The organism is Mesorhizobium sp. WSM4847, assembly GCF_055811335.1.
Genome location: NZ_JBVVPY010000032.1, coordinates 1 through 13,545 on the forward strand (window position 1 = coordinate 1; position 13,545 = coordinate 13,545).

Here is a 13,545-nt window from a genome sequence, read left to right on the forward strand (position 1 = left end):
CTTCCGCGGGCAGTGGACGGCCAAGGACCGCAGCGAGAGGTTCCTTCGAAAAGAATGGATGGAGACGCGCATGTTGGTGCAACGGACAAACTTGGTTAAATCGTCGGGGATCGCGGCGGCGGGGCGGCCGCCTCCAGGGCTGCCAGCGATGCCGGCCAGGAGATCGTCGATTCTGACGGCTATGGAAGATCTGGAGCGATTTGTTCCCGACGATCCGCGGGATGATCGTCCGCAGGGGCGTTGATCCCTATCCCAACTTGGCTCGGGCTGCATCTGTCTGAGCGCAGCTCTATGCATTGCGCTGAAAGTCCGAACCCGGCCTGCACTGGCTCGCTGATGGCTTCAGCGCGTAGGAGCCACGAATATTCCGCCCAGCATCGTACTAAGGAATAATCAATGACCGATAACTCTCCTAGGCAAGCCGTTATTCTCGCCGCTGGCTTCGGCTCGCGTCTGCGACCGCTGACTGCCTTGCGGCCAAAGCCCCTGGTTGAAGTCAATGGCACTCCGATTCTCCACAACGCGCTGCGAAGCCTCGAGACTGTTGGCGTAGAAGAGGTCACTATCGTCGTCGGCTATCGCAAGGACGCAATCGAATATTCCTGCGGCAACTGCTTCGGAAGTATCAAAATCAGTTATGTCGAATCGAATGTTTTCGACAGAACCGGTAGCGCCTATTCGCTGTGGTTGGCGCGTCACGCGCTTTTGACCGGCGATACCTATGTTCTCGAAGGTGATGTCTTTTTCGAGCCGGACGCGCTTCGCTACCTCACAATGGGCGAGGCCAAGAATGTCGTAGCCGTCGCCCCGTTCGACGCATCCATGGAAGGTTCCGCCGTGGTCCTGACGGATCGCGGTTATATCGCCGAAGTGCGGATGGGGCAGACCGCTGCAAACCTGACGGACGGTTCACAGCAGCTGTTCAAGACCATTAATCTCATCCGCCTTTCCGGCGAGGATCTGCGCACAACTGTCATCCCGCATCTCGATGATCTCATCGGCGCCGGCGCCGTCAAATCCTACGTTGAGGAGCTGCTATCTCAGCTGGTTCAGCAGAAGGACCTGCAGATCGCGGCTGCCCGATGCGACGATCTCAAATGGTATGAGATCGACAGCGAGGAGGATCTTTTGATCGCCGAAAGGATCTTCGCGCCAGAGGCCGGCCTAACGGAAGCCCAACCCCTGGCAGCGGGTTCTGCATGCTGAACCGAGCAGAGGCGGGCAACAGATAGGAGACAGACATGTTAGCGCAACGAATTTCTCTCCTTTCCGGATCGGGGACCGCGGCAGCTCGGGAAGCCGCAAGGGCAGCGGCAGCCCAAGGTCGCGAGATTGCGGACCTTGCCGCCGGCGAGGTGATCACCGAGGCACCGGCCTCGGTTCGCGAAGGCGCGATCGCCGCCATAAATGCCGGTGCAAACCGTTATACTGAATCCATTGGCCTGACGTCCCTCCGCAGAGCCGTTGCCGAGAAGCTGTCGACCGAAACCGGGCTTGCGTGGGATACCGACAACATCGTCATCACTGCAGGCGCGAAACAGGGCTTGCTTGATGCCACCTTGGCGCTCGTCGATCCAGGCGACGAAGTCATCATTGTTCGTCCCTGCTGGCCGACATTCGCATCGCAGATCCTTCTGGCGGGCGCAAAGCCTGTCTTCGTGGACGCCAGGCCGCCTTCCTATGTTCCCGAAATCCGCGCCATCCGTGGCGCCGTAACACCAAAGACCGCGGCGATTATCATCAACTCCCCGAATAATCCGACGGGAGCGGTGTACGACCGGGCGACCCTCCAGGCCATCGGTGATCTCGCAATAAAGTATGATCTTTGGATCCTTTCCGACGAATGCTATTCCAATTTCGTTTTCACCGGTGATCGTCATCAGTCGATCACTATGGCTCATCCGGGCATTCGTTCACGAGCCATACTGGTCAATGCGTTCTCCAAAGAGTTGGCCATTACCGGGTGGCGCCTTGGCTATTTCGCGGCACCACCCGAAATCGTCGCTGCGGCCAAGAAGCTTCAGAGCCATACGACGTCGAATGCGAATGTGATTGCTCAACACGCCATACTGCATCACCTCGAAGCCGGCGACGGCAGTTATGAGCGGGAGATGCATCAGCGCCTCGCCGCTGCGCGGAAGGCGGGGCTAAGAATCCTTTCCAAGCTGGAGGACGTCGCGCCACCGCGTGCCGATGGCTCATTCTTCTTCTATCTCGATCTCGCGCCGCTTCTCGCCAAGCTGCCGAGGACTACCTCAATTCGGACGGTAGACGATATTGCCCGAATCCTTCTTGAGGAAGCAGGTGTCGCTTCGGTCGCCGGAACCACGTTCGGGGACGAGACAGGACTGCGGCTTTCATTCGGAGCGCCACCGGAAAAACTCGAACCGGCCTTGGAGAAAGTCGTCGCTGCACTCAATGGCCTGAAAAGCCGTCAGGCGGCGGCCTGATCGAAGCAATTGGAGACCGAGTTGACAAAGGCACGTAGCGGATAGCGTTCACTCTGGAATCACGCGCCGCATCGCACGCTCATCCTTTTCCAGTCGCGGGCCGATGGCGCCCGGGGCGCCGCCACAAGAGCTGTCGAGGGAGTACCCGATGCTGATCTACCTTCGAGACTATGCCAATGCCATTACGGCAGCGGGCTATCTATTCGCGATCCTCGGACTTTTCCTGGCGCTGAACGGCCATATTGAGCTCGGTACCGCATCGATGCTCTGGATGTGGTTCCTGGACCACTGGGACGGCCATGTCGCCCGCAAGACAAAGAACAGCCGGCGGCCGGGCATGGCAGATTTTGGGAAGAGTTTTGACGGGTTCGGCGATTTCATTCACGGCGTTCTGTTTCCGTCCATCGTCATCGTCTTGATCGGCAATGGAAGCCTTCTGTCCTTTATCGCTGTCCTCTCTTTGGTAATGGCCGGCGCAATCCGGCTTAGCTATTTCGCGAATGTTGGATTGACATCTGACGGCCGGTTTCAGGGAATTCCCGTCTCCTACGACACGCCGCTATTGGCTATCTTCTTGCTCAGCAAACCGGCCGTTCCGGATGGAATGTTTGCAACGCCGCTGTGCGTCGCGTTCATCGTTCTTGCGGCGCTTCATCTGGCAACACCCGTTCAAGTACCCGCAATTCGCGGCAAGGCCGTGCCAGTCGCCTCGGCTGTTGCCGTATGCGTGTCTGTCGCTTTAGCGATCTTCGGCGAGCTGAACACGGGCTTCGGCAAATGGTGAGATACGGAAGAGGACACAGCGGAGGAAACTATGAACAAAATCCTGCCAATGGTGGATCCATCAAGAAATACGCTAGAGTCAGATCTCATCGACTTCGGCCGAAACTTCCCTCCGCCAAGTCTGATCATTAACGATCGCTTGAAGGCCACGTTAGACGCGATCATCGAAACGGATGTGGCTACGGCCATCCGCTTTCCTCGATTCTCGGGATCGGAGCGCGATCGTCTCGCTGGCGCAAAGTGGCTATCTCGACGGTTGGGCGCACCGCCGTCTTTGGAAACAACGACACTTACCAACGGATCGCAAAGTGCACTGATCATGTTGATGGCCAAACACGTGGGTCCAAGCGGAATTCTGCTGACAGAATCTCTCACATACCCAGCCATCAAGCCCCTTGCGAAGCTTCTCGGAATTCAGCTCCGGGGCGTCCGTATCGACCATGAAGGTGTTGACCCCGACGACCTTCTGCGTGTTTGCCGGCAGGAAGGCAGGAAAGCGCGCGCATTATATTGCATGCCGACGATTCACAATCCGACTTCGGTGATCATGTCCCCCGGACGCCGCGCGACGATCGCGCAGATTGCCAGAGACACCGATCTCCAGGTTTTCGAGGACGACATCTATGGCGTGCTTCCGGAAATTGCGCCTCCGCCCCTGTCAACATATGCGCCCGAGCGGAGCTGGTATATTCAGGGCCTCAGCAAATCGCTTGCCGCCCAACTCCGCATTGCCTACGTCGTCGGCCCGAGCGGAGGAGCCCTATCTGAGGTATTTTGGCCTAGCGTACGAACCACCAATTGGATGGTTGCGCCGATCGTAGCCGAAATTGCGACCCGATGGCTGGAGACGTCGACCTCCGAAGAAATCCTGTCAACCGTGCGGCAAGAGACCGCCGAACGCCGCAGGCTCGCGACGGAAATCCTACATCTCGCGCCAGGCACCGGCCATCCCTCCAGTTATCACCTATGGCTTCAGGTGCCGCCCGGACTGTCGCTCGACGAACTGATGCTCCGATGTCGAGATCACGGAGTCGGCATCGGTTCGGGAAATAATTTCGTAGTCGATTCCGACTCAAGTCCCGAGCGCTTTCGCATCGGTCTTGGAGTCCCGAGCAATCGCCCGGTTCTAACACGCGGCCTTGAGGTCGTTGGCAATTTAACTCAATGACGCCCAGCCAAAAGACGAATGCAATGGGAGAAAAAATGCCCATCAACGAGGAACTGTCGGATCCCACATATCAACGCCTAAGGTCGGCCTCGTTCATACCCGTGTTCCCCCGAATGTACATGACAGAGGATGCGCTTCATGTCGGGCTTGTCGAGGAAGTCGACTGCGAGGAAGTCCGACGGATCGGTCTGTTGCCCGCTCGTGCACGACCGGCACCAGCATATTCCTATGCGGCCGAACAATTTCACCTGGCCGCCTTTCTTGGCGACACGATCATTTCTGTCGCAACGTTCTTGCGTGAGAATCAATCCACCAGCAAACCACTGAAAAACAAAGGCTCTTCTTGGCGCCTGCGAGCCATGGCCACGCATCCCGACTTTCGTAATCAGGGATTTGCATCTGCAGTTCTCGAGCACGGCCTAAGGACGCTTCGCAGAAGAGACGCCACACACCTATGGGCCAACGGCCGATCGACGGCGATGGGTTTCTATCTTCGGCACGGGTTTTTGCAAGTGGGCGGAGAACGGAAACCACCCGACGTTCAACCACACTACCAAATTGAACGCCGTGTCTGAACAAAGCGCTCAAACAAACACGGCCCGTTTCGGGGAATCGTGGGTATGCGCAAGCAGACGAAATCCAATCCGGTTGCCAAGGGTCCGTCTGGCTGGAAAGGCGGACAGTCGGGACGGCTAAGCGGCTATTCACTCAGCGAAACAGGACAGGCTTACGCTTCCGCCGTTCCGCCCTCAATATAGATAGTGCTTCCAACATGGACACGCCGAAGAACCTGGCGGAATCCGCCGAGCGTGGCTTCGAAGGCCTGTTCACGAATATTCTGCCCGGATTGCGCTGCCGGCTCAATAACTTCGCGCATAACGCGCCCGCTCATGGTGCCCGGCTGCGCAATTTCGAGAAGGTGTAGAATGGTCGGAGCAAAATCGCAGATGCCCGATGGAACCATTGAGACGGAACCCGGCGCTGGGAATGCCGAACCGGCGACAATTCCGACGGCAGCGAGTTCTTTCGGATGCAATCCGCCGTGGACGCCTAGGCCCGTGCGGCGGTCGTTATCATAGAAGGTTCCCCCGTCAAGGCCAAAGGGGTCGACACTGTCATCCGCCCGGAAGGAAAAAGAGACGTCTGGTGCGCGCGGGTGATCGGCAAGGACCAGATGGTTGCCAAGGCTGCCGGGTGCTATTCCGTCGATCTCATTTCGCTCACGTGTGAAGACCGGTCCACACCACGGTTGGCTGGTGATCGTCGCCACAAGCCGCACGATCTGTTCGTCAGTGGGTTCGGCGAGATAGAGCGCGCCCACCTGTCCGGGCACCACCACGACATCTATCTCCGGCGCCGGGGCGACGCCTGGCCGGAAGCCGGCGTCCCGCAGGCTGTCGATCACCGAGACACGTGTATGGCCGGTGATATGACCGTGATCCGAGACTGCGATGATCTGTATGCCTTCGGCACGGCCTTCCGCCTCCCACCAGTCGAGAACACGGCCAAACTGCCGGTCGCAGTGAGCGATGATGCCCCGAGTCGCCTGGGCTCCCGTTCCATGGAAATGCGACGTGACATCAGGCTCGCCATAGGAAAGGATCGTCACATCCGGCCGATGCTTCGGCCAGACCACCTCGAGAAAGGCCGACGTGATCCAGTCCTGCCCAGCCTCGTCCGGCTCGATCTTGGGCGGCCCCGGCGTTAGCGGACCAACAAGGACTTCAGCTTCCGCCAACACATCATCGGGTGTGCATGCCTCCAGGAAATGTCCCGAGAGACGAACATGCCCGAAATCCTCCGCCTTATGATGGAAGAAGCGCGTCGTGCCCGGCGTGTTCGTGGCCAGCACGGCAAGGCTTCGGCCTACTGAAGCGAGAATTTCGCCCATCGTCGGCACGGACATCAGTTTGCCGCCGCTTTCGAGATCGAGCTTGCGCAGGAGCACAGCATCCGACGTATCGATATAGCGCGGCGGCGAAATCGAACGATCGACATATTTGTTGCCGACCATGCCGTGCCGTCCGGTGGTGGCGCCGGTGACGAGGCTGGGAAATGCTGAGCGCGTCTCGCTCGGATAGACTGTTCGGTGCTCCGACAGCGTGACGCCAAGCGACTGCAGGCGGCAAAGATTGGGCGTCAATTCCGGGGAGATGAGATCGGGACGAAGACCGTCGAAGCTCACAACGAGAAAGCGGGGAGGATGCATGTTGTCTTTATCCGAAACTTGATGATTGCTGGACCCAAATCAGCCGCCGACCTTCAGAAGTATGGATAGTGGAGATAAGGGGAGATCGGTTGTCGGCATCGAACAGACGACGAGGCCGGCAACAATGCTGTCAGGCCTCCATGGGCACCTCTTCAACGACAGCCGGGCCTTGGAACTTACTCCCCCGGCGAAGACGGTACCGGCCGATCACCGAGGTCTGGACTCGCAGACGGCTAATTTCGAGTTCGATTGGATCAAAGTCGGGGCTAGCCTTCATGAGGCATTTCCAAGCTTTTGAACGTTTTGAAAAAGGCGTCAAGGTGTTGCACCTCGTCATGAAGCTCGACGAGATGAGCCATAGTGGCTCTCGCGCCATGTGCTCCGAGAAAGAAGTAATGCCCTCCTGGCAAATGTCTGGACAGCCGCCGCGGAGCAGCGACAACGCTGTCGCGCAGGCGCATCCAGTCATGCGCGGAGAGCCGCAATGGCGCTAGCTTCGGCAGGACGTTGCGTAGAAGACCCTTGACCGTGATGCTTCCCCAGACCACCTCATCCGAGAAGGCGTGAATATAGTCCCGCGCATCCACCGGAATGATTGCCGCGCAGATCGGATAGTCGTCGCCCGAAAATACACCTGCCGCGCGAAGCGCATCGGGAAGCTCTGATGGCTGCTCGCCTTCGAAGAACGGGTCAAGCTCGGGCCCCCAAAGTCTCGGGGGGACATTCGTGCGATAAAGGTCCCGGAAGAGTGCCGGTTCGATGATGGTTTGCCCTTCCACTTCCGCGATCGCGAGAAGTTCTTCCAGCCAGCGCTCGTCTCGCGTGCACCCATCCCGGGTTCCGACCGAAAGATTCCAGAGCCCATTTGATAGAAGGCTCTCGGGTGGCGCCCCTACGCCGTCGAGGCGCGGAAAGGGTGGAGTGGCGCTGAGCGAGACGAAACATTCGAGTGCGAGGTTGCGACGGCGCAACTCATGGGTAAAGGCAAAAACCAACTTGCCGCCCATGCTCCAGCCGCATGCGATAATTGGGCGGCTGCCAACTTCGCCGATTGCCTTTGCAACAAGTTCCGCGAGCGCCGAGGCCCATTCCTCTAGCTTGAGATCTGGCTTTGGTTCGGAGAACAGTGAGTGATCCCCGGGATAGCTCGCGGTGAGTAGACCCCACCCTTGCTGCTCGAGCCAGTAGTCAAGAAAGTCGCTTCTACGGCCCTGTGGATGACCATAAACAATACGAGCGAGCACCCCACCGCCGGGCAGGAAGACAACGAGTGGCTTCTTCGGATCGCCGAGGCGTGCATAAGAGAGGACAGGAACACCTACGCAATCGTGTCGATGCTCTCCAGGAAACAGTTGTTGCAGTTCAGATTGAGAACCCATGGCGTCGTCCGTTGGTGCTTTTCAAATATCGATCGAAGCAAGGCGTGTCAGACGGGATGCACCGATCCGTCAGCTGCGATGCGAAGCCACTCGCCAGGCTCGAGGAGCAGAACCTCGGGCACGGCCTCGCCTTTAACCTTGGCGTCCTCCATGCAGAGCATGAATGCGCGAACCAAGTCATCGTCCAGGCTTGTATAATGACACGGCAAAACCGTGTTCAGACCCAACCATTGCGCCGCCAGGACCCCTTCGCGGGGAGAAAGGTCTGTCGTGAGTTTTTTGCCGGGAGCGTTGGAAGGTATACCTGCCGGGTTCGCGAGCCCAAGTGATCCGATCGTCGGACGGTACAACTCACCTTGCAATTTCATGTCATGAAACAGGGACGTGTCGCCCGGATGGTACCACCGGATGTTTTCGTTTAGGTCGAGGATAAACGCCAAGGGAATGCCGGAGACAAAGGTGCCGTCGGGCAGGGTGGTAAATGAGCAATGGCGGCATTCGAGAGTTTGCACTTCGAAGCCGGCGACCTCCAATCGCATGCCCCATGCAGTCACGCGGATCTGCGACGACGGAACGCCATGGGCCTCAAGATAGGCGCGGACCTCGCCCCCGCAAATCACAGGGGTACCGGACTTCAGCGCAATTCGTGCCGTGTCACCAAGGTGGTCCTTGGCAGCATGGGACACCAGAATGAGGTCGACCTGATCGAATTCCTCCGGTACGGCAGGACACGTCGGATTGCCAGTCAAAAACGGATCGAGCAGCACCCGACGGCCGTCTTGAGTAATCATTTCGTAGGCCGCGACACCGAGGAAACGCACCTGCAAGAAAGGGTTTTCTGTCATTTTATTCACCTCGGCAGGAGAGCCTGAACATCGCTGCGCATCTTCGGGAGAGCCTCCTCCGGGCTTAGACGCAGAGTTGCGACATCCTGAAGAATTGACTTGATGGTTTCGGTAATACGAAGTGAGTTTTCGCCGGGGAACGAGTACCATGATTCAGCCTTGGCAGAAGCTGCTACGGAGACGAGCCTCGGGTCGTCGGGCTTAGCCTCTTTGAGAGGACCAGCGGCGCCCAGTCGATTGCCCGGCAGGTAACCCGTTGCTTCGAATACGTCCGCCTGCACCTGCGGGCTCGCCATGTATTTCATGAAGGTCCAGGCCGCTTCTTGCCGTTTCGGATCCGTGCTGAGCAGCATCATGCAATTGCCACCTGCTGGGAGGTGGCCGTTTTCGGAGACCGGAAACGGCGCAGTCCGCACCGGGAAGTTGGCCTGCTTCATCAAACTCTTCAGAAAACCGCTCGACGTCACGAGTATCCCGATGGACCCGGCGGAAAAACCCTGAGAAGCCTGCGTGCGCGGCATATCAATCTGTCCAGTCTTGCCGAACATCTGGACGACGTCGAGGGCTCTTTGGCCTTCGGCGCCGTCGAACTCGATCTTTTGATCATCAGCCGACATCATGTGCCCGCCCTGGGCATCGATCAAAGCCATGAAGGTCCAGTTGCCGGTCGCAGCATGGTCAAAGAACCCGCCGATCCGGTTGTGGCCAGTGGCGCTGATTTTGCCCGCAAGTGCGGTAATACCTTCCCAGGTATCGGGAAAATGGTCCGGGTCTTCACCGGCGGCTTTCACGAGGGCGGCATTGTAGTAAATGACCGGGACGGACACGATGAAAGGCAGCCCGTAGCGCTTACCATCGTGTCGGCATAGCTTCTTGGAGCTCGCCACATAATTTTCGTGGATCCAGTCTGCATCGTCCGCGAGAATCGGTTCAAGCGGGACCGGCAGTCCGCGCTGAACGGTAAGCCGCGAGTTGTTGTAGCCTTGGAAGACGATATCCGGCGTATCGCCGACGATACTGTCCTGGAGCAGGCGCTTTGTCAGGTCGTCATAATCCGTGGCCGGTGTCTGCAGGATCACATTGATGTCTGGATGAGCCTTCTTGAACGGCTCGACGATCTCCTCTGGGAACGACCCTTTGACGTAGAGAACATTGAGCGTTTCCGCGTAAGCGGCGCTGGCGGTCAGCGCCAACAACGGCAATAGGAGGCGGAGAGATCGAAACGGCATGGCGGCAGCTCCAGGAGTGGTAGGGTTGCGAAGCAAAGTCCTTGATGAGTTTCGTCCCGCTAGTCGGCTTCACGAAACGTTGCGGGAGTAGCGGTCCTTTTGACGAACTCAGCAGCATCTGTGATCGCTGCAACCGCACGGGGAACCATTCGGGTCCGTCCACCAAAACCGTGGACCAAACCATAGTATCGACGGACCAGGGCCTGCCCGCCTTCTGCGGTAACGCGTTCTGCAAGCGCCAACTGTTCGTCCCTGAGGGTATCGAGTTCAGCGACACCGAGCCACATCGGCGGCAGGCCGGCGAGAGACGCTGCTCTGAGTGGGGAAATGTATGGGTCGGAGGGCAGTGCACCATTGGCGACGTAGTGCGCAGCATAGCCAAGAAGCCGCTGTGTCGAATTGCCATAACGGCCATCACCAAAGGCCCGGTGGCTGGGCGTGTCGAAGTCCGTGCACTGAAACCAGCCGTAGAACAGCACGAGCCCGCTCGGTCCCGGCAAGCCGTCGTCACGGCATTTGATGGCGGCGGCAAGAGAAAGATTTGCTCCCGCCGAGCCGCCGCCCAGAAAGACGTCTTCTGCGTCGAGATTCCATGTGACCGCTGCCTGTCGGCACCACTGCATCGCGGCGAGCACGTCAGAAAGCGCGGTCGGATAGGGATTTTCCGGGGCCAGTCGATAGTCCAGCGACAGGACCGCGAAGCCGGACTTTGCAGCCAGATGCCGACATGTGCAGACGTCGGAAGCAATAGACCCCCGGCACCAGCCGCCGCCATGAAGGTAAATGAGCACGGGAGTGTTCTGCTGCGTTGGGCGATATAGTCGCGCCGCTATCGTTCCATCGGAAACGGGTATCTCCAGGTCATCGAAATGGGTGATTTCGGGCGCTCCCTCGCTCCAAAATCCGCCGAGTTGCCTTTGCTGTCGGCGATTATCCTCGAGTGTAACGGGGAGGCCGCCGGCATGCCGCTGCAATTCCTCCTGCTTCGCCATGGCAGCTGCCATATCCGCATCGAGCGCGGGATCGTTTGCGTCCGGCACAAAATCGAAGTCCGGCCAGTTTTGCAGATCTCGTTGATCGTGATTGAATTTATGGCTGTTCATGACGTCCAATCCTTGCCAAGCACGAAGACACAGTCGCCGAGGCCTGTCCTGGCCGGAATCCGCCGGCAAAGGATGACGCCGCCTGACTTGGCGATCACCGGCTGTGGCTCACGCCAGGGCGCTGTCGTGAAATGAATGAGGCCAGTCGTCTGACCCGCCTCGACCCGATCCCCAAGGCCAACAAATGGCTCAAACAGGCCACGCTCGCTGGTTTCTGCGTAGATGTAGTCCCGGCTTGGAACACGCTTTAGCAGCTCGCAGTCGAGCGGCGGCCGCTCCGTCAGCGGCTTTCTCGTCACGCCGACGTGATGAAGGAGCCGCATTACGCCGTGCTCCGCGAAATCAAGTGCTGCACGAGACACGCCCCCGCCGCCCCCTAATTCGGACGAAAGATGCTGCACACCCTGACGCTCGCAGGCGCCAATGAGTGCGCTGTCACCGCCCGTTGAATGGTCAATAATCATCCCGGTTGGCATGCCGAATACACGGAGGAGATCGAGAGCATCGCCCATGCGGCCGGGATCGGATGGGCTAGCGATGACAGCACAGGGTAGGTATTCGATGCTAAGACTGCCGGAATGCAGGTCAAAGGCAAAGTCAACGCGTCTCAGCAATTCACTTTCGATCAGATGGGCAATCATTGACGTGGGGTCGCCATCGGGATCACCAGGAAATTTGCGGTTGAGGTTTCCATCATCGAGGGGTGAATTGCGGCGGTCGGCGCGAACCGCCGGAGCATTCGCTCCTGGAAGGATGATGATCCGGCCACGAACGTTTTCGGCTTCCAACTGCCGGATCAGCTTCGTCAGGATGATCTGGCCTTCGTATTCGTTGCCATGGCTCCCTGCCATCAGCAGGACACCGGGACCCTCGCCGTTGCGAATTGTAACCACGGGGATGGCCTCGAAGTTGTACCCAACCTCGTCTCCGGATCGGTCGTACACAGCAAGCGGCAGCCGGAAATATCCAACGTGCTTGCCGTCCGCGTCCAGGTCGAGGTCAGTCCAGATCTTAGTCTTTGGCGTTTTATCCACGTCCGTCACTCAGCAATTGTAGGCCTGGATGATCGCATCCAAGCCGCGTTGAAAGGTGGCTCGATCGCGGGCCGTGCCGGTTCCAAAGCGGATGGCATTTGGCGGTGTGCCATCTCCAAAGGCATAGGTGGCGCTGGGACTGATAATGACCCCGAGGGAGCCCACCAACTCGACGAACCTTTCCGCCGGGCGCTCTTGCGGAAGATTGAGCCAGACATGCAGGCATTCCGGCATGGTACGGATGTCGGCGCCAATGAAACGGGGCGCAACAAGGGCCTGCCGCTCGCGCGTTTCCGTGCGCACCGCGTCGATGATGCGGGTAGCCCCGTCGCCCTCGATCAGTCTGGTCGCGACGACTGCGTTGATCGGCGCGCACATCCAATAGGTCGCGCGTGCCCCTGGCCAGAACAGCTTCGGCACATCCTCTGCTCTAGGCGCGATGACATAGGCAACCTTGAGTGCGGCTGCCATGGATTTGGCGGTGCCAAGGATGTACCAGGAAAGTTCCGGTGCGAAAGACGAGAGCGGCGGCGGAATATCCCGCGGCAGGAGACTGTAGATGTCGTCCTCAATGATAGCGACATTGTAGCGGCGGCAGTTTTCGGCAATCGCTTGTCGCCGTTCGACGCTCATCACGGCCGTTGTCGGGTTCTGCAGGGTCGGAAGAGCATAATAGGCGGAAGGCGCATCTTTACGGCAGATCGCCTCGAAGGCCCCGGGGTCGATTCCCTCATCGTCCATCGGTATTGCGCTGAGGCGAAAGCCGAACATCTCGGCGAACTGGCGCATCGTCGGATAGCTCAACGCTTCAATAGCAAGGCAGCCGCCCTTACCGACGAGCCTATGCAAAAGCATGGACAAAATACTCTGCGTCCCATTGGCGACAACCACCCGATCCGCGGACGGAATCTCCGGGAGCCGCAGAGCCGCAAATATCGCGCCGGCGGTCCGGTCGCGTTCCGAACCGCAGAATTGATGGGCGCCTATCAGTGAATTTGGGGATCCCTCATCCAGAACCTGGGCGATCGCGGCGCGGTAGATATCGTCAAATACATGGGGGACGAGCGGGGGCAGGTTCCCGCTCATATTGATCGGATTCATTTCATTCGTCCTAGCGTTTTTCTTTGTTGGGCGTCGTTGTGGGATGAGCAGCAGGCTTTCCGAACAATAGGGGTGGACTGCAATTGTAATGCAGGCCATCAGCGAGCGATTTTGGATGTACAGGGGGGGGGGGGGGGGGGAAACCCCCCCCCCCCCCCCCAAAAAAAAACCACAAAAAACAAATGGTGCGGGTTGAACAAATTTCCAAAGAACGAGTGGGAAAGGGTTTGCACGGAATATAAGG

General features: G+C 58.6%; 13 protein-coding genes. 6 read left to right on the top strand and 7 right to left on the bottom strand.

What is annotated here, in order from left to right:
• The 6 genes from AC0L28_RS30865 to AC0L28_RS30890 form a co-directional block, all read left to right on the top strand.
• Nucleotides 1-244 (top strand): hypothetical protein (locus AC0L28_RS30865; protein WP_473482075.1); only part of this gene is annotated, 244 nt, incomplete at its 5' end.
• Nucleotides 245-396: 152 nt separating this feature from the next.
• Nucleotides 397-1,206 (top strand): phosphocholine cytidylyltransferase family protein, encoded by an 810-nt coding sequence (locus tag AC0L28_RS30870; RefSeq protein WP_473482077.1) that lies wholly within the window; start codon nt 397-399, stop codon nt 1,204-1,206.
• Nucleotides 1,207-1,241: 35 nt separating this feature from the next.
• Nucleotides 1,242-2,450 (top strand): pyridoxal phosphate-dependent aminotransferase, encoded by a 1,209-nt coding sequence (locus AC0L28_RS30875; protein ID WP_473482079.1) that lies wholly within the window; start codon nt 1,242-1,244, stop codon nt 2,448-2,450.
• 148 nt (nt 2,451-2,598) lie between these two features.
• Nucleotides 2,599-3,234 (top strand): CDP-alcohol phosphatidyltransferase family protein, encoded by a 636-nt coding sequence (locus AC0L28_RS30880; RefSeq protein WP_473482081.1) that lies wholly within the window; start codon nt 2,599-2,601, stop codon nt 3,232-3,234.
• A 30-nt stretch (nt 3,235-3,264) separates the two neighbouring features.
• Nucleotides 3,265-4,401, top strand: coding sequence for an aminotransferase-like domain-containing protein (locus tag AC0L28_RS30885; RefSeq protein ID WP_473482083.1), 1,137 nt, complete (start codon nt 3,265-3,267; stop codon nt 4,399-4,401).
• A 35-nt stretch (nt 4,402-4,436) separates the two neighbouring features.
• Nucleotides 4,437-4,976 (top strand): GNAT family N-acetyltransferase, encoded by a 540-nt coding sequence (locus AC0L28_RS30890; RefSeq protein ID WP_473482085.1) that lies wholly within the window; start codon nt 4,437-4,439, stop codon nt 4,974-4,976.
• 152 nt (nt 4,977-5,128) lie between these two features.
• Here the strand turns inward: AC0L28_RS30890 and AC0L28_RS30895 are convergent, their stop codons facing one another.
• From AC0L28_RS30895 to AC0L28_RS30925, 7 genes are all read right to left on the bottom strand, one after another.
• Nucleotides 5,129-6,610 carry an alkaline phosphatase family protein gene (locus AC0L28_RS30895; protein ID WP_473482087.1) on the bottom strand — a complete coding sequence of 494 codons (1,482 nt, stop codon included), beginning with the start codon at nt 6,608-6,610 and terminating at the stop codon, nt 5,129-5,131.
• Nucleotides 6,611-6,876: 266 nt separating this feature from the next.
• Nucleotides 6,877-7,989: an alpha/beta hydrolase family protein gene (locus tag AC0L28_RS30900; protein WP_473482090.1), complete on the bottom strand. Its 1,113-nt coding sequence runs from the start codon at nt 7,987-7,989 to the stop codon at nt 6,877-6,879.
• Between the two features lie 47 nt (nt 7,990-8,036).
• Complete coding sequence (locus AC0L28_RS30905; RefSeq protein ID WP_473482092.1) at nt 8,037-8,834, bottom strand: MBL fold metallo-hydrolase; 798 nt, start codon at nt 8,832-8,834, stop codon at nt 8,037-8,039.
• A 5-nt stretch (nt 8,835-8,839) separates the two neighbouring features.
• A complete protein-coding gene (locus tag AC0L28_RS30910; RefSeq protein ID WP_473482094.1) occupies nt 8,840-10,063 on the bottom strand; it encodes an ABC transporter substrate-binding protein in 1,224 nt (407 codons plus the stop codon).
• Nucleotides 10,064-10,122: 59 nt separating this feature from the next.
• Nucleotides 10,123-11,166 (bottom strand): alpha/beta hydrolase, encoded by a 1,044-nt coding sequence (locus AC0L28_RS30915; RefSeq protein WP_473482096.1) that lies wholly within the window; start codon nt 11,164-11,166, stop codon nt 10,123-10,125.
• Entirely contained in the window at nt 11,163-12,209 is a 1,047-nt protein-coding gene (locus tag AC0L28_RS30920; protein WP_473482098.1) for a succinylglutamate desuccinylase/aspartoacylase family protein, read from the bottom strand. Before AC0L28_RS30920 ends, AC0L28_RS30915 begins: the two co-directional genes overlap by 4 nt.
• On the bottom strand, nt 12,210-13,301 hold the full coding sequence (locus AC0L28_RS30925; RefSeq protein WP_473482100.1) for an aminotransferase-like domain-containing protein: 1,092 nt from the start codon (nt 13,299-13,301) through the stop codon (nt 12,210-12,212).
• Nucleotides 13,302-13,545: the final 244 nt, after the last annotated feature.

Excerpts from the sequence above, each read along its gene's own strand:
- AC0L28_RS30925 (WP_473482100.1), bottom strand. The coding sequence starts at position 13,301 with ATGAATCCGATCAATATGAGCGGGAACCTGCCCCCGCTCGTCCCCCAT.
- AC0L28_RS30880 (WP_473482081.1), top strand. The coding sequence starts at position 2,599 with ATGCTGATCTACCTTCGAGACTATGCCAATGCCATTACGGCAGCGGGC.
- AC0L28_RS30875 (WP_473482079.1), top strand. The coding sequence starts at position 1,242 with ATGTTAGCGCAACGAATTTCTCTCCTTTCCGGATCGGGGACCGCGGCA.
- AC0L28_RS30905 (WP_473482092.1), bottom strand. The coding sequence starts at position 8,834 with ATGACAGAAAACCCTTTCTTGCAGGTGCGTTTCCTCGGTGTCGCGGCC.
- AC0L28_RS30895 (WP_473482087.1), bottom strand. The coding sequence starts at position 6,610 with ATGCATCCTCCCCGCTTTCTCGTTGTGAGCTTCGACGGTCTTCGTCCC.
- AC0L28_RS30900 (WP_473482090.1), bottom strand. The coding sequence starts at position 7,989 with ATGGGTTCTCAATCTGAACTGCAACAACTGTTTCCTGGAGAGCATCGA.
- AC0L28_RS30885 (WP_473482083.1), top strand. The coding sequence starts at position 3,265 with ATGAACAAAATCCTGCCAATGGTGGATCCATCAAGAAATACGCTAGAG.
- AC0L28_RS30915 (WP_473482096.1), bottom strand. The coding sequence starts at position 11,166 with ATGAACAGCCATAAATTCAATCACGATCAACGAGATCTGCAAAACTGG.
- AC0L28_RS30890 (WP_473482085.1), top strand. The coding sequence starts at position 4,437 with ATGCCCATCAACGAGGAACTGTCGGATCCCACATATCAACGCCTAAGG.
- AC0L28_RS30870 (WP_473482077.1), top strand. The coding sequence starts at position 397 with ATGACCGATAACTCTCCTAGGCAAGCCGTTATTCTCGCCGCTGGCTTC.
- AC0L28_RS30910 (WP_473482094.1), bottom strand. The coding sequence starts at position 10,063 with ATGCCGTTTCGATCTCTCCGCCTCCTATTGCCGTTGTTGGCGCTGACC.